16 protein-coding genes are annotated in these 16,032 nt (G+C 64.4%); all 16 read right to left on the bottom strand.

Annotated features, from left to right (window positions below):
* Window positions 1-52 precede the first annotated feature (52 nt).
* Window positions 53-316 carry a 30S ribosomal protein S15 gene (gene rpsO, locus HPY55_11685; protein NPV71285.1) on the bottom strand — a complete coding sequence of 88 codons (264 nt, stop codon included), beginning with the start codon at window positions 314-316 and terminating at the stop codon, window positions 53-55.
* A gap of 219 nt (window positions 317-535) precedes the next feature.
* Window positions 536-1,447 (bottom strand): ABC transporter permease, encoded by a 912-nt coding sequence (locus tag HPY55_11680; protein NPV71284.1) that lies wholly within the window; start codon window positions 1,445-1,447, stop codon window positions 536-538.
* Entirely contained in the window at window positions 1,444-2,559 is a 1,116-nt protein-coding gene (locus tag HPY55_11675) for an ABC transporter permease (protein NPV71283.1), read from the bottom strand. Before HPY55_11675 ends, HPY55_11680 begins: the two co-directional genes overlap by 4 nt.
* Complete coding sequence (locus HPY55_11670) at window positions 2,556-4,070, bottom strand: ABC transporter ATP-binding protein (GenBank protein NPV71282.1); 1,515 nt, start codon at window positions 4,068-4,070, stop codon at window positions 2,556-2,558. Before HPY55_11670 ends, HPY55_11675 begins: the two co-directional genes overlap by 4 nt.
* Before the next feature lie 111 nt (window positions 4,071-4,181).
* A complete protein-coding gene (locus HPY55_11665; protein ID NPV71281.1) occupies window positions 4,182-5,312 on the bottom strand; it encodes a BMP family ABC transporter substrate-binding protein in 1,131 nt (376 codons plus the stop codon).
* Window positions 5,313-5,456: 144 nt separating this feature from the next.
* Window positions 5,457-5,933, bottom strand: a complete 477-nt coding sequence (locus HPY55_11660) for a cytidine deaminase (GenBank protein NPV71280.1) — start codon at window positions 5,931-5,933, stop codon at window positions 5,457-5,459.
* On the bottom strand, window positions 5,930-7,255 hold the full coding sequence (locus HPY55_11655) for a pyrimidine-nucleoside phosphorylase (GenBank protein NPV71279.1): 1,326 nt from the start codon (window positions 7,253-7,255) through the stop codon (window positions 5,930-5,932). The genes HPY55_11660 and HPY55_11655 overlap by 4 nt, the downstream gene beginning before the upstream one ends.
* Window positions 7,242-8,321: a riboflavin biosynthesis protein RibF gene (gene ribF, locus HPY55_11650; protein ID NPV71278.1), complete on the bottom strand. Its 1,080-nt coding sequence runs from the start codon at window positions 8,319-8,321 to the stop codon at window positions 7,242-7,244. The genes HPY55_11655 and ribF overlap by 14 nt, the downstream gene beginning before the upstream one ends.
* Before the next feature lie 13 nt (window positions 8,322-8,334).
* The gene (gene truB / locus HPY55_11645; GenBank protein NPV71277.1) at window positions 8,335-9,390 is read right to left on the bottom strand and encodes a tRNA pseudouridine(55) synthase TruB; all 1,056 of its coding nucleotides are present in this window, start codon (window positions 9,388-9,390) and stop codon (window positions 8,335-8,337) included.
* Window positions 9,374-10,381: a bifunctional oligoribonuclease/PAP phosphatase NrnA gene (locus HPY55_11640; protein ID NPV71276.1), complete on the bottom strand. Its 1,008-nt coding sequence runs from the start codon at window positions 10,379-10,381 to the stop codon at window positions 9,374-9,376. Before HPY55_11640 ends, truB begins: the two co-directional genes overlap by 17 nt.
* Window positions 10,378-10,725, bottom strand: a complete 348-nt coding sequence (gene rbfA, locus HPY55_11635) for a 30S ribosome-binding factor RbfA (protein NPV71275.1) — start codon at window positions 10,723-10,725, stop codon at window positions 10,378-10,380. The genes HPY55_11640 and rbfA overlap by 4 nt, the downstream gene beginning before the upstream one ends.
* A 36-nt stretch (window positions 10,726-10,761) precedes the next feature.
* The gene (locus tag HPY55_11630) at window positions 10,762-11,043 is read right to left on the bottom strand and encodes a DUF503 domain-containing protein (protein NPV71274.1); all 282 of its coding nucleotides are present in this window, start codon (window positions 11,041-11,043) and stop codon (window positions 10,762-10,764) included.
* 25 nt (window positions 11,044-11,068) lie between these two features.
* Window positions 11,069-14,023, bottom strand: a complete 2,955-nt coding sequence (gene infB / locus HPY55_11625; protein NPV71273.1) for a translation initiation factor IF-2 — start codon at window positions 14,021-14,023, stop codon at window positions 11,069-11,071.
* The gene (locus HPY55_11620; protein ID NPV71272.1) at window positions 14,023-14,325 is read right to left on the bottom strand and encodes a YlxR family protein; all 303 of its coding nucleotides are present in this window, start codon (window positions 14,323-14,325) and stop codon (window positions 14,023-14,025) included. The genes infB and HPY55_11620 overlap by 1 nt, the downstream gene beginning before the upstream one ends.
* 3 nt (window positions 14,326-14,328) lie before the next feature.
* Entirely contained in the window at window positions 14,329-15,516 is a 1,188-nt protein-coding gene (gene nusA / locus HPY55_11615) for a transcription termination/antitermination protein NusA (GenBank protein NPV71271.1), read from the bottom strand.
* Window positions 15,506-15,973 carry a ribosome maturation factor RimP gene (locus tag HPY55_11610; protein ID NPV71270.1) on the bottom strand — a complete coding sequence of 156 codons (468 nt, stop codon included), beginning with the start codon at window positions 15,971-15,973 and terminating at the stop codon, window positions 15,506-15,508. Before HPY55_11610 ends, nusA begins: the two co-directional genes overlap by 11 nt.
* Window positions 15,974-16,032 lie beyond the last annotated feature (59 nt).

The raw sequence follows: 16,032 nt of genomic DNA, 5'->3' as shown, positions 1-16,032 counted from the left end.
ACGTCCTCCGCCGGGCCCGGAAAAACGAATAGAGCGGGAAGACCCCGCTCCGTTACCTCCTGAGCCCGAGCTTTCCGAGGATATCGCGATACCTCTCGATATCTGTATCTTTGAGGTAGTTGAGTAGCGCCCGCCTCTGTCCGACCATCTTAAGGAGACCGCGCCTTGAATGGTGGTCCTTCTTGTGCTCCTTCAGGTGCTCGGTCAGGTAGTTGATCCTCTCGGTGAGGATGGCAACCTGCACCTCAGGCGAGCCCGTGTCCTTCTCGTGCCTCTTGTACTGTTCGATGATCCCTTTCTTTCTCTCGGCATCCAGCGACACCTTTACACCTCCTGTTCGTAAATCCCCACCCTCCAAGAAAACCGCCGGAGTCCTCGGTAATCCTAGAGCGTGGTTCACCACTAGATTCCAATTCTAGCATAACCACTTTTTGTTGTAAATTGCAGCTTTTTATTCGCATCCGGCGCGCGCTGCGCGTGCGCCGCCGTACTACGTACGCCTGCCGGGGCCCGCGCCACGGGCGGCCGCCGCCGTTCAACCCCCCCGCTCGTAGGGCACGCCACTCGCAGCCGGGGGAGTCACCTTCCTCACGACCCCGCTCAGCACCCCGAGCGTCAGGACGTAGGGTATCATCTTGATGAACTGGTAGGGCACGACCGACCCCTCGACCACCCTGAAACTGAGCGACTCGGCGAAGCCGAACAGCAGCGACGCCCACATCACCCCGGCCGGAGACCAGTTCCCGAATATCGTCGCAGCCAGGGCGATGAAGCCCTTGCCCTGGGTCATGCCCTCGACGTACATGCCCGTGTGCTCGATCGCCAGGTAGGCGCCGGCAAGCCCCGCAAGCATGCCGCTCAGGAGCACGCCCGCGAAACGCAGCGGCGGCACGTTCAACCCCAGCGTATCGGCGCCGAGCGGGTTCTCGCCGACCGACCTCAGTCGAAGTCCGAACACCGTCCGTTGTATCACCCAGTTCGTCACCGGCACCAGTACGAGGGCCAGGATGACCACCGGCGACAAGCCGCCGAATATGGGGCCGAGCAGCGGCATCTCACTGAGGACGGGTACGTCTATCGCAGTGAACCTGTCGACGTGGGGAGAGGTGGTCGCCATCTTGAACAGCGAGATCGACGCGAACCGCGTGACCCCGTAAGCGAGTATGTTGAGCGCCACTCCGCTCACGACCTGGTTGACGCGGAACGTGACGCAGACCACCGCGTGGAGTAGCGCCAGCGTGGCACCGGCGGCGACCGCCATCAGCACGCCGGGCCCGGGGCCACTCACGTACGAACCGAACGCGCCCCAGAACGACCCCACGACCATCATGCCCTCGAGCCCGATGTTAACGACGCCGCTCCTCTCGGAGAATATCGCCCCCAGCGCGGCGAGGAGCACCGGTACGCCCATACGCAGGGCCGAAGCAAGCATCTCCGACAGTATCATCCCCGCACCGCCTCCCTGCGCTGAACCTGCCTCACGTAACGCGAGGAGATCTCGGCGAACACGAGTATGCTCAATATCATCACACCCTGGAGAATCACCATCGTCTCCATCGGTATCCCGGCGAACGTCTGTACCCCTTCCGCCCCCCTGTCGAGGAACGCGAACAGGAGTGACGCCAGCACGATCCCCACGGGGCTGCCCCTCCCGAGGAGCGCCACGGCCACCCCGTTGAACCCGTACCCCTTGGGGAAGTCGATATCGAGGTATCCGAAGTAGCACAGGAGGTCGCTCAGTCCTACCAGGCCGGCGATCGCCCCGCTGAGGAGGAACACCCTGACCGTGACGGCCCCTGGCTTGATCCCCGCCGCTTCGGAGGCGCGGGCGTTCTGGCCGACCGCGCGCACCTCGTACCCGAAGGACGTGCGCCATATGATGAAGTACATCAAGGCCACCAGCGCCAGGCCAAGCGGCAGGAACCAGTTGACGTACGTGTGTTTGGGGAGACTTATGCCGATCATTTCGAGGAATCCGTGGAGTTTCGGCATCATCGCCGAATCCGGCATCAGCGGCGTCCTGACGCGCGGACTGCCGAGGCCCGGTATCGGCATCTGCGCCTTGTCCATGAACACGTCAGCCACCATATAGTGCACCAGCGAGAAGGCGATGTAGTTCATCATTATGGTGCTGATGACCTCGTGAACCCCCCGCCTGATCTTCAGGTACGCGGGGACGGCAGCCCACATCAGGCCCCCCGTCATCCCCGCAGCAATGGCCAGTGGGAGGTGGATTAACCCCGGCAACCCCTTCAGCCCGAATCCCGCAAGCGCAGCCAGGAAGCTCCCTATGAAGTACTGTCCCTCTATCCCGATGTTGAGGATTCCGGCCTTCTGCCCGACCGCGACCGCGAGCCCCGAAAAAACTAGAGGGGTCGTCTTGAACAGGATGGCGCCGATGCTGTCGGCCCTCCCAAGACAGAACCTGAACATCGTCCCGTACACGGCGACGGGGTTCTTGCCCATGGCCGCAATGAGCACAGACCCGGCAATCACGCCGAAGCAGACGGCAAGGACCGGCGAGATCCCCTCAAGAGCCCTTAGCCGGCCTGATCTCATGCGGCATCACCCCTTTTCTTCCGCGAGCCCAGCATGTACTCGCCTATTTCCGCCTTGGAGAGATCGCCCGGCCTGAACTCGACGGTGATCTCACCGTTATACATGACCCCGACGCGGTCACTCAGCGCAAGCACTTCGTCGAGGTCGGACGAGACCAGCAGGACGGCCTTTCCCTTCGATCGCTCCTCGAGCAGCCTCTTTTGCACGAATTCGGTGGCGGCGATGTCGAGGCCGCGCATCGGTTGCGAGGCGATGATTACCCTCGGGTCGTACGACAGTTCACGCGCCAGGATGACCTTTTGCTGGTTCCCGCCCGACAGGGTGGATACGGGCGACGATAGGTCGGGGGCCTTTATGTCAAACAGCGAGACGGACTGGGAAGCGTAGGCCATGATGGCCTTGCGGTCCAGAAGACCCCCGCCGAACGAGCGGTCGCGCTGCCGCCCGAGGATCTGGTTCTCCCATATCGTCATGCCGAGGATCAGCCCGGTGGCGTGCCTGTCTTCGGGGATGAAGCACAGGCCTCGCGACCTGCGTTCCCCCACGGGAAGGTCGGACACGTCCGCCCCCGCGAGCCTTACCGCGCCTGACGCCCTCGGCCTCAGACCGATGAGGGCCTCGAGCAGCTCCGCCTGGCCGTTCCCCTCCACGCCCGCCACACCGTATATCTCACCCTCGCGCACGGCGAACGTGACGTCCTTGACGACGGCGCGGCGGCCTACGCCCGCCACCGTAAGGCCATGCACCGACAGTGCCTCTTCTCCGGGTTCTACCTGGGACTTTACTACGGTTAGCGCGACAGGCCTGCCCACCATCATCTCGGCGAGCTGCGCTTTCGTCACCGATGCCGCTTCCGCCGTCCCGACGACCTGCCCCCGCCGGAGGACGGTTGTCCTGTCCGCGATCGATAGCACCTCGTCCAGCTTATGACTTATGAATATAACGGTCTTGCCCTGGTCGCGGAGACTCTTGAGGTTCCTGAATAGGTCCTCCGTTTCCTGCGGCGCGAGTACGGCGGTGGGTTCGTCGAGAACAAGCACATCGGCCCCGCGGAACAGCACTTTCATGATCTCGACCCGCTGCTGCCCACCTACGGAGAGTTCGGAAACGGGCGTGTCGAGGCGCATGGGGAAGTCGTACAGCTCGCACAGAGCGGTGACCGCCTTCCTCGCCCTCGCGGCATCGATTATGCCGCAGGCAGACGGCTCGTTGCCCAGGATGATGTTTTCCAGGACGGTGAACCTGGGGATGAGCATGAAATGCTGGTGCACCATGCCGATGCCGAGGCGGATCGCGGAGAGCGGTCCCGGGATCGACACCGGCTTGCCGCGAAGGTAGATCTGCCCCTCATCAGGCTGGTAGAGGCCGACGAGCACCCTCATCAGCGTGCTCTTCCCCGCGCCGTTCTCCCCTATCAGCGCGTGGATCTCGGCGGCGTTGATTTCGAGGTCGATACGATAGTTGGCCACGACCCCGGGAAAGCGCTTCGTTATTCCCTTGAAGGCCAGCACGGGAGTTCCCCCTCGGACGACAAAATCGGAGGTGGATCTACCTCCACCCCCGCCCGGTCCCTTCGGGGGCGCCGGAATAACCGCCGCCCCCGGCCCATTCCACAACGCGAGTTATTTCAGACTCCTTACGAACTCGTCGTAGGTTTTCTTGTCGAACGGAACCTTGATCTCGCCCGAAACGACCTTCTTCTTGATCTCCTCGAGCTTCGGCTGGATGTCCTTGAGCATGTCCCTGTTGACGTCGTTGACCGCGTATCCGACGCCGTCCTCGGCGAGGCCGAACACCGTGTAGCCGCCCTGGAATTTCTTCTCAACGAGGGCCTGTATGGTATTATACACGGCCACGTCAACCCTCTTCAGCATGCTCGTAAGGATGAACTTCTGCTGCTCGGGTTTCGCGGTGAGGGTCTGGTCGGCGTCGACGCCGATCGCCATCTTCTGCTTGGCGGCGGCAGCCTCGATTACGCCGATGCCCGATGCGCCGGACGCGTGGTAAACGATGTCGGCGCCCCAGTTGAACTGGGCGTTCGCAAGCTCCTTGCCCTTGACTGGATCCTTGAACGCGTCGCCCGTCGTCCCGATGTACGCGCCCTTGATTTCGATCTTCTTGTTGACGTACTTGGCGCCGGCCATGTACCCCATCTCGAACCGCTCAATCAATGGGATCTTCATGCCGCCGACGAAGCCTATCTTGCTGGTCTTCGTTTTGAGCGCCGCGGCCGCTCCAACCAGGAACGACGCCTCCTGCTCCTTGAAGAGGAGGCAGGCCACGTTGGACTCTGGCTTCAGGTCGGGCACGAACCCGTCGATCAGGCCGAATTTCACGTTGGGGTATTCCTTGGCTACCTTGGCGATGTGGTCGGTGAACAGGAACCCGACACCGAAGATGAGGTCGTACTTGTCTTCGGCGAGAAGCCTCAGCAGCTGCTCCCTGTTCTCGCCGCCGCCGGAGGGCTCGAGGTACTTGATCTCTATCTTGTCGGCGAAGTCCTTGGCGCCCTTGTCGAGCCCGGCGTACGCCATGTCGTTGAACGACTTGTCACCGCGACCGCCCACATCGAACACGAGGCCAACCTTGAGCTTCTTCGGCGCGGGTGGCGGCGGCGGGGCCGGCTGCGCGGGCTGTGCGGGCTTCTCCGGCGCTGCCGGCTTCGGCGGCTCCTGCTTGGCGCAACCGCCGAGCGCGACTCCAGCGACGAGCGCGGCGATCACAACCAGCGTCAGGACTCTCTTGAGGTTCACCCTTACTCCCCCTCCCGGTCGCCTCAGGGTACACGAACCCAGGCGACCCTTTTTCATCCAACGTTCTATTCCACGTGAACCCGGACACTCCTGCGGGGCCGTCCGTGGCGCAGACGAATTGGGGGGACGCTGATCAGGAATCCCTTACCTGAGCGAGAATGCCCCCGGTAACAGGGAGTCCACCGTGGACACGGCGACCCTGCCCTCGAGGTTCGCCATGAGTACGACCGCTTTCGGCGCGAATTCCGCAAGCACCTGGCGGCACGCGCCGCAGGGCGTTACCGGTTCGGGGCAGTCAGCTACTACCGCGATCACCTCGATGGAAGCGCACCCCGAGGATACCGCGCTGAACACGGCCACCCGCTCGGCGCAGACAGTCAGTCCATACGAAGCGTTCTCTATGTTGCAGCCGCTCGCGAGGCGCCCCTCCGAGCACATCACGGCGGCCCCGACCTTGAAGCCGGAGTAGGGTGCGTAGGCCCTCTCCCTCGCAAGGAACGCCGCCTCGAGCAGCAGCCGCTCGGATTCCGACAGTCCGCGGCCGTGCGCCTTGAACTCGGGAACAGCGGTTGCAGGCTGGGTGCCCCGGTCCGCAGGCGCGGCGTTTGCAGCGACGCTCATACCGGTTCCACCCCCCGCCACGTTACTATTGCGCGGACGAGTTTCGAGGGAACCGGCTTCGCCCGCGAGACGCGAAACGCCGCGCGTACCATCGAGGACGCCGTACCGGCTTGCGGCAGGTCGCGCAAATGGCACGACGCGAGCGGCTCGCCGGCCTCCACGGGGTCACCCACCTTCTTCAGCAGTACAATGCCGACCGCATGGTCCACCGGTGACTCCTTCGTCTGGCGGCCTGCGCCCATCACCATGGCCGCCCTTCCTACCGCGAGGGCGTCTATCCCCTCCACGTAACCCGCCGCAGTGGACTCAACTGCCGTGATAACCGGCGCACGCGGCAAGATCGACGGGTCGTCGACTACTCTGGGGTCCCCGCCCTGCGCTTCAACCAGCGCGGCGAACTTGCGGAGCGCGTCGCCGGACGCGATAACGTCCTCCAGGATTCGCCGCGCCCCCGCCGTGTGTTGCGCCTTTCCGGCTGCCACCAGCATCAGCGAGCCGAGCGTGAGGCACAGGTCGAGCAGGTCCAGCGGTCCGTGCCCCGAGAGGGTCTCGATGGCCTCCCGGACTTCCAGGGCGTTGCCCACGGCGACCCCAAGAGGCTGCTCCATCGAGGATATGACTGCCGTTGTCTCCCTGCCCACGAGACTGCCTATGCGCACCATGGCCTCGGCGAGCGAGACCGCGCCCTCGTAGGTCTTCATGAACGCCCCGGACCCGAACTTGACGTCGAGGACTATCGCATCCGCGCCCCCGGCTATCTTCTTGGACATGACGCTCGAGGCGATCAGCGGGATGCTGTCCACTGTCGCGGTCACATCGCGCAGCGCGTACATTTTGCCGTCGGCGGGCACCAGCCTCGCGGTCTGACCCGCTATCGCTATCCCCACCCTGCGCACGTTCGACAACAACTCGTCCAGGCCGAGCGACACCCTGAAACCGGGTATGGATTCGAGTTTGTCGAGGGTCCCACCCGTGTGGCCGAGCCCGCGCCCGGACATCTTGGGGACGAGGGCGCCGGCGCTGGCCACCATGGGGCCCAGCACCAGGCTGGTCTTGTCGCCGACCCCTCCAGTGCTGTGTTTGTCCACTTTGCGGCCGGGGAGCGCCGACAGGTCGACGGTGTCACCCGAGTCCACCATCGCCATGGTCAGCGCCGCGGTCTCCTCCGGTGTCATTCCCCGGAAATACACAGCCATCAGGAACGCCGCCATCTGGTAGTCGGGGACCTCGCCACGCGCGAACCCGTGGACTATGAACCGGATCTCTTCCGCTTCAAGGGATAAGCCGTCACGCTTCTTCTGGATGATGTCACAAGCCCTCAACGCTGTCACCGGACCAGCCTCCCCCCGGCGTGTCGTGTGAGACGAGATCCAGCGCGGCCAGCGCGTCGGCGAGCACCTGCTTGACCAGGTCCTCCCTTCTCTCGAACCGCCTCTCGTCCCTCAATCTCTTCAGAAACCGGACCTCGAGCGTCCGGCCGTAAAGGTCACCGCAGAACCCGGGGATGTGCGTCTCGACGGCCACCCGGACTGCGCCGGGCCCCGCATCCGGCGCGCCCTGTAGCGGCGTCGCGGGACCCGCGCACCCAAGGAACGTTGGCCTCGACCCCACGTTGGTTACAGACGCCGCGCGGAATTCGCCCGCGACCGCGACCGTCGCATATACCCCCCGCAAGGGCAACAGCCTCCCCGGCGGGACATCGAGGTTCGCCGTCGGGACCCCGAGCGTGCGGCCCCTCCCGTCCCCGTGGACAACCCTCCCACTGACGGAATAGGGCCTTCCCAGCATCTCGCGGGCCGCCGCCATGTCCCCGCGCGACACAGCCTGCCTCACCGCAGTGCTCGACACGGGAACCCCCGAGACGATCACGGGTTCTACGATGATGACCCGAAAACCGAGGTCCCGTCCGAGCCGCCCGAGGTCCTCAGCAGTCGCGGTTCCACCGCTGCCGAACGTGAAGTTGTACCCCACCAGCACGACGCGTGCGTCGAGGTTTTCCTTCAGTACCCCTCGCGCGAATTCGTAAGGACTGATCCCAGCGAATTCGGGTGTGAATGGCGCGACCACGCACTGCCTAACACCCATGCGGTTCATTATCGAGACTTTCTCCTCCAGAGTGGTGAGCATCGGCGGTCCACCCGGGCCGTTGCCCACAACCTGCAACGGGTGGGGTTCGAACGTCAGGCAGGTCGGGAGCAGGTCCGTTCCCTGCGCCTCGCTCACGAGCCTGCGGATGATCGCCTGGTGACCGGCGTGCACGCCGTCGAAGAAACCCACCGCCACCGCCCTCGGCCCTGGGCCGGAGGCGGCTTCATCGAGGTTGAACACGACGTGCGGGATCCCCTGCAGTCCGTCATCGTGCGAATTGGTGAGCGTGTCGTCTGACATCGTGCCTACGGCATCACGGGAATACCTTCTCGAGGGCGATACTGCCGGCTTCGCTCCAGGGCGATCCGTCAACCCTCGCTATCCCCACAAGCCTGTCCTCCTCCGATATGAGTCTCACGAGCCCCGGGAAAAGCCCCTCGTCGCCGGGTAAGGCGCCCTCAACGTCTCCGGCCCGGGTTGAAACGGCGCTCACCCACCGGAGGACGTCTTCCACGGACGGGGCATGCCCATTCAATACCCTTTCAACGGCCGGCGCCGCCAGCACGGCGCCGCGCATGAACGAGAGCGCCTCCGCCATGCCTGCGAAGCCGCGGGCGAGCGGACCCGCCCCCGCGCAACCAGGACCTGCAGTCTCGGAAGCCGGGAGCCCCCCCTCCAGCGCTGAAGACATCTCCTCAAGGGTCAGCGCGTCCGCGAGGCGGAACGGGCCGCTTCGCGTGCGGAGGAGGAACGACATATACCCGCCGCAGCCCAACGCTCGACCCAGGTCGGAGCAGATGTTCCTGACGTATGTCCCGCTGGAGCACGAGATGTCCACCGTGGCGCGCGCCACCGCGCCGGGTTCGAACCGTACGAGCTTCGCGGCGTAGACACGGACCCTCACCGTACGGCGCTCAGGGACCCCACCGGCCCTCACAATGTCGTAGGACCGGACGCCCCGGAACTTCTTTGCCGAAAGAACCGGCGCCACCTGCTCCATTTCACCGACGAACCTCACGAGGGCCTGCTCGACATCGTCGTTCGTAACCTGAGATGCGTCAGTCCTGGAAACTACCGCACCCGAACCGTCGTCGGTGCTCGTGGTAACCCCGAGGGTAATCTCGGCGCGGTACCCCTTCCCGAGGGCGCCGAGGTACTCGGATATCCTCGTGGCCCTGCCCACGCAGACCGGCAGGACGCCGGCGGCTCCGGGGTCGAGCGTCCCCGTATGCCCCGCCTTTGGAAAACCCAGTCTCCTGACGCGGTAGACGATGTCGTGGGAAGTCATGCCCGGGGGCTTCAGGAGGTTCAAAACTCCGTCGGGTCCAACGGGCATCGCCGCCCCCTGCACTTCAGGATTCCGCCGCATCGCGAACAACTCCGCCCACGGCCTTGTCCATTTCCTTGACAGCCCTGAGCACCTCGGGGATCACAGCCGAGTACGCGTCTTCCACGGACCCGGCCACGGTACAGCCCGCCGCGCGGGGGTGTCCGCCTCCTCCGAACAGCGAGGCGATCCTGCTGACGTTCACGGACCGTCTCGACCTTAACGCCACGCGCACCTGCCGGTCTCCTAGCTCCTTGAACAGGACTCCGACTTCCACTCCCTCAACCATCCTTGCGTAATTGACTATCCCTTCCGTATCCTCATTCGATGCCCCTGCGGACTCGAAGTCCGCGGCAGAAATGGTCATCCACGCGACGCGCCCCGTGTCGTCCAGCCTCAGGCTCGACAGCGCCTTCCCCAGGAGTACGGTCGCCGGAAGCGACGCGGTCTCGTATACCTCTTCCGCGATCCTGCTAGGCCTGGCCCCGGCCCTGACGAGCGACGCGCATACCTCGAGGCACCTGGAGGTGGTGTTCTCAAACCTGAACGAACCGGTGTCGGTTATTATTGCGGTGTACAGGCACGTCGCCTCGCCTGCGGTGATCCCCCAGCCGAGCTCCTGAAGGAGGTCGAACACGATCTCGCCCACCGCCGACGCGGCGCTGTCGACCAACTGGTAGTCCCCGAAAAAGGAGTTTGAAACGTGGTGATCGATGTTGACGATAGCGGACGCCCCTTGGATCAGTTCCGGGCGCACACCGCACCGGGACAGGTCCGTGCAGTCCAGGGTGACCACGATGTAGCGCCCAACCTTCGGCGACGATGGCCGGACTTCCACTGCCCCGGGCAAGAAGCCGTATCTCGATGGAAACGCCTCGTCCAGCGCGACCTGCGCCTTCTTCCCCCTGCGCACAAGCGCAAGTCCCAGGGCCAGGCACGACCCGATGCTGTCACCGTCTGGCGAGACGTGCGGCACCAGTACGAAATCGCTTTCGTTTCTGAATACGGATAGCAGAAGGGGCAGGCCTTTCACTGCCCGCCCCTCTTTTCCTGATCTATGAGCCTGGATACCCGGATGCCCCGTTCGATCGATTCGTCGAGCTTGAACACGATCTCGGGCGTATGCCTCATCCTTATGCGCTTTCCGATCTCGGACCGGACAAAACCCACCGCGCTCTCGAGCCCACGAAGGGTGTCCTGCTTCTGCCGGTCGTCACCCAGCACGCTGACGAACACCCGCGCGTGCCTCAGGTCACCCGAAACCTCCACCCCTGTTATACTCGCGAAACCAATCCGCGGGTCCTTGAGGTGGTTGTGGATGATGTCGCTTATCTCTTCCTTCATCGCTTCCGCCACACGTCCGCCGCGCAACGACATATCGAACCCCCCGCAAAACGCGCAGCACTTAACCTGTCAGCCCAGCCTGATCTCATGATTCGTGACGGAACCGTCGTGGTTGTCCTCGACCCACCGCAGGATCCTCGACAGCACGTCGCTGGCGAGGACTGCGTCGTTGCTGACGCACGCGAAACCCAGGCACGCCACCTGCCATGAGTCGAGGCAGTCCACCTCGGCCGCCGCCACACCGAATTTCGACCTTATGCGATCTACCAGGCTCCTTACTACCCTTCGCTTGCCTTTGAGAGAATCGTTACCCGGTAGCGTAAGTTCAATCCTCAGCGAGCCTACTACCAAAGGGCGTCCCCTCTCGCGCTACTCCTCAGGCGGGCTTGACCTCCTCGATCACGAACGCCTCGAGGATGTCCCCTTCCTTCACATCCTGGAACCTCTCGACGCTGATCCCGCACTCGTACCCCGACGCGACCTCGCGCACGTCATCCTTGAACCTCTTGAGCGAGTCGACGGGGGCCTCGTGGACAACTACGCCGTCGCGAACGACCCTTAGGGTAGATCCCTTCGTGATCTTCCCCTCGGTCACGTAGCAACCCGCCACAGTGCCGATCTTCGGGATGCGGAAAAGCTGCCTGACCTCCGCCCTGCCGAGGACGGTCTCCTTGAGCTTGGGCTTCAGCATGCCCTTCATCGCCGCCTGGATGTCCTCCACGGCCTCGTAGATTATACGGTAGGTCCTTATGTCCACTTTCTGCTCGTCCGCCACGTGCCTGGCGTTGCTGTCCGGTCGGACGTTGAACCCGATTATGATAGCGCCTGACGCGGCGGCCAGCATGACGTCGGATTCGGTTATTCCGCCGACACCGCTGTGGATAATGGATATCCGCACTTCCTTCATGTCCAGCTTGTCAAACGCCTGCTTGAGCGCCTCGGACGACCCCTGCACGTCGGCCTTCACAATGAGCTTGAGCTCCTGGACCTCGCCTTCCTTGACCCGGTTCGCCAGGTCCTCGAGGCTCATCCTGCTCGACACCTGGAGCTCCGATGCCCTCCTCCTTGCCGCTCTCGACGTGGCGACTTCCTTGGCAGTCTTCTCGTCCTCGACAACCTGAAGGACGTCTCCGGCGTTGGGTACCTCCGAAAGCCCCGTAACCTCGACCGGCATGGACGGCGCCGCCTTCTTCACGCGCCTCCCGCGGTCGTCCGTCATCGCGCGTACGCGCCCGTACGCCGACCCTGTCACCACACAGTCTCCAACCCTCAGCGAGCCCGACTGCACCAGCACCGTGGCCACGGGACCGCGGCCCTTGTCGAGCTGCGCTTCGACCACTGTCGCCACCGCGCGCTTCTCCGGGTTCGCCTTCAATTCCTGGACGTCGGCCACGAGCAGTATCATGTCGAGCAGCTGGTCGAGGCCAGTTGCCTGCCTCGCGGAGACGGGGACGTACACGGTATCGCCGCCCCACTCCTCCGGGACCAGACCCTGTTCCGACAGCTTCTGCTTCACCATGTCCGGCCTGGCGTCCGGCTTATCCATCTTGTTTATCGCCACGATAACCGGGACCTTCGCAGCGCGGGCGTGGTTCATGGCCTCGATGGTCTGCGGCATCGGGCCGTCGTCCGCCGCCACCACGAGTACCGCTATGTCCGTAACCTTTGCGCCGCGCGCCCTCATGGCGGTGAACGCCTCGTGGCCCGGAGTGTCCAGAAATACAACTTTCCGATCCTTCCAGTCCACAACCGAGGCGCCGATGTGCTGAGTTATGCCGCCCGCCTCTCCCGCCGCCACCTTGGTCTTCCTGATCGCGTCCAGGAGCGAAGTCTTACCGTGGTCGACGTGACCCATAACCGTCACCACGGGCGGCCTGGGTTTCAGGTCCTCGGCGGCGTCTTCCTTATCCAGCTCGGCCTCGAGGAGTTCCTCCTTGCTGAGCTCGGGCGTCTTCACGGTCACCTCGTATCCCATTTCCTGGGCCACGATGGTAGCCGTCTCAACGTCGATCTGCTGGTTGATGGCGGCCATCACGCCGAGCGAAATAAGCTTCTTGATCACCTCTGCGGCGGTGATCCCCATCTTCATCGCGAGTTCCTTGACCATGAGCGGTCCCTCGAGGCTCACCGCTCTCGGTCCCCTGGGCACCGGCCTGGGCTGCGCGCCTCCACCCATCCTCGGAGGACGACTCGTGAGGAGCCCCTCGCGGAATCCGGGAGTCCTGCGGTCCCCGCCGCCGGATCTTCCACCATGGTAGTCTCGCCTCTTCTGGCCTCTCTGACCCTGCTGGGGCCGTTGCGGTCCTTGCACAGGACCTCCCGGGCCACCCGGTCGTCTCTGTCCGCCCGCGCCCGGCCCGAATGTGGGTCTCGGTCCCGCCCCGGGTCTCGGTCCACCGTAGCCCGGCTGCGGTCGCGGGGCCCCCGGCCTCTGCGCCGGCTGGAACCCACCAGGCCTTGGCCCAGGTCTTCCCTGAACGAACGATCCACCCGCCGGCCTCTGGCCGCCTGCACCGGGCCCACCACCAGGGAATGACGGGCGCATGCCCTCCCTCGGCTGCGGACGCTGCGGAGCGCCAGCCTGGAACGGCCTTACAGGCCGCGCGGGCCTCGGCTGCTGCTGCGCCGCCGGACCCTGGGCGCCTTGAGCCGGCGCCGCCGGTGGCCTCTGCGGCGGGAGCGGTGGCTGGGGTGCCTGCGCCGGACGCACCGGACCAGTGGCGGCCGGCGGCCTCACGACGCCAGGTCTCGCCTGTCCGCCCGCCGGATACGCGGGGAACCCGCCCGTCCTTTGCGGAGTCACAGCCCCACCGGCGGGCTTTGAGGGTGTGCCCGGCAACGCGCTCGCAGGCCTCGGCGGAACCCGTGCAACACCGGCTCCTGGTCCGGCGGCCTGCGGCGGTGCCCCCTGCGGAAACGCGGGCCTCGCGGCCGGACCCGCCGGCCTGATTATCGGCGGGCGCTGCTGAGCCGGATACTGCCCCCCGTGTTGTGGCGGCCTCGAGTACGGCCTCGCCACCGGGCCCTTACCTATCACCTTACCCTGCGCCGGAGGCCTCGGTGGCGCGTCCATTTCGACGGGCCTGGGCGCCGGTCTGGGTATCGGGGGTCGAACCGGCTGCTGAGCCGGCTTTTCGACCCGCTCCTTCTTCGTCTTCTGGAGCTTCAGCTTTCCGGTCAGGACATCCCTGACCTTCTGCGCGGTCTCAGCGTCCATCGTGCTCATGTGGTTCCTCGCTTCCACGCTGAGCTGGCTGAGCACCTTGAGTACGACCTTGCTATCAACGAGCATCTCTTTCGCTAGCTCGTAAACTCTGATCTTTTCGTTCATCACTTCACCTCCGGCTTGGTTGAGGGGCGCTGGAGAAGTCCACGAACCCTGTCGATCAATTCACCATCCACTGCAACGCCCAGAGCCTTCTCCAGGCGCTTCCCCTTGACGGCCTTGTCCAGACATGCGGAGTCTGCGCACAGGTACGCCCCTCGACCGGACTTCTTGCCGGTCGCGTCCACGTCAATTATCCCGTCAGGAGTCCTGACGATCCTGATGAGTTCCTTCTTGGCCTTGACACTCTGACAACCCACACAGGTCCTCTGGGGTACCTTCCTGGGCTTAAATACCTGCTTGCCCAACCGTTACACCCCCCCGTCGCGGCCGTCGCCCTCCTCGGGAACGCCGTCGCCAGGTCCGAGGTCCTCGTGGTCACCTGCCGGAGCCCCGTCTCCCTCAACCGCGTCGCTTCCACCGGCGCCGTACACATCGGCGGCCATCTCATCGCGTTCCTGCGCGGCCGCAATCTGAGACTCGCTCCTTATATCGATCCGCCAGCCTGTGAGCTTCGCGGAGAGGCGCGCGTTCTGCCCCTCTTTCCCGATGGCGAGAGAGAGCTGGTAGTCGGGGACTATGACCCGCGCGACTTTGCCCTCCTCGTTAATCTGCACCGTGACAACCTTCGCGGGGCTCAGCGAGTTGGCGATGAACTCCTCGACATACGGCGACCAGCGGACGATGTCCATCTTTTCGCCCTTGAGCTCGTTGACCACCGCCTGCACGCGAACGCCCTTCGGCCCAACGCACGCGCGCACGGGGTCGATTGCGTCGTCCCTGGACCACACGGCGACCTTCGACCGTGACCCCGCCTCGCGCGCTATCGCCTTGATCTCGACGACGCCATCGTGGATCTCCGGCACCTCGAACTCGAACAGCCGCTTGAGCAGCCCGGGGTGGGTCCTCGAAACCATGATCTGCGGCCCCTTGGTGGTCTTCCTCACCTCGAGGATGTACGCTTTGAGGCGCTCCCCCTGCCTGTACAGCTCGCCGGGGATCTGCTCGTTCGGGGCAAGCACGGCCTCGGCCTTCCCGAGGTCGATCATGATGTTCCTGTTCTCCTGCCTGTGCACGATACCGGTGACGATGTCGCCCTCACGGCTGGAGAACTCCTCGTAGATGATACCCCTCTCCGCCTCGCGGATGCGCTGCACAACCACCTGTTTGGCGGTCTGCGCCGCTATGCGCCCGAAGTCCTTCGGCGTGACCTCCGTCTCGACCACGTCGTGCTCCTGGTAGTTGGGGTCGAGTTCCCGGGCCTCGCCCAGTGAGACCTCGAGCCGCGGGTCGGTTACCTCGGGGACGACCACCCGGCGGGAGAATACCCTGATCTCGCCGGTCTCCCTGTCTATGTGAACGCGAACGTTCTGGGACGACCCGAAATTCCTCCTGTACGCCGATATCAGCGCGGCCTCGATCGCCTCCAGAAGCACGTCCTTCGCTATTCCCTTGGTCTTCTCGATCTCGTCGATCGCGGTGATGAACTCAGCGTTCACGTCTTCGGCCTCCCCTCTTTGCGGCCGGTAGGAAATCCACCTCGTCCAGCCTGGCCTTCGCAACGTTCTTCAGAGGGATGACTACCTCTTCACCGTCGTCCAGCACGACCCTCACCGAGTCGACGCCGTTCGCCCCGTCGCGCACGAGGCCACCGAGCGCCCCCCGGATCTCCCTGCCAGCCCTTTCGACGGGCGCGTAGGTCGACACGTACACGCGGTGTCCCTTGAACACCTCGTACTCCTCAAGCCTGCGAAAGACGCGCTCGAGGCCAGGCGACGAAACCTCGAGGCTGTAGCTCGTCTCGATCAGGTCGGCTTCGTCGAGGACCGGCGAAAGACGCTCGCTGACCTTTTCGCAGTCCTCGAGGCCGACACCCTCCGGCCTGTAGATTACAACGCGAAGGACCCACCTGGGGCCTTCCCTCGCCAACCTCACCTCGATGAGCGACAGGCCCATCCCCTGGACGATCGGCCGCGCCAGATCTTCAAGCGCCTTCTCCACGTCCCTGATCTTCA

The sequence above is a fragment of the Bacillota bacterium genome, from assembly GCA_013178305.1.
In the GTDB taxonomy this organism is placed as follows: Bacteria; Bacillota; Sulfobacillia; order JABLXB01; family JABLXB01; genus JABLXB01.
The sequence above is the reverse complement of the archived record's forward strand: the minus strand, read 5'-3'. Positions and strand labels throughout refer to the sequence as shown.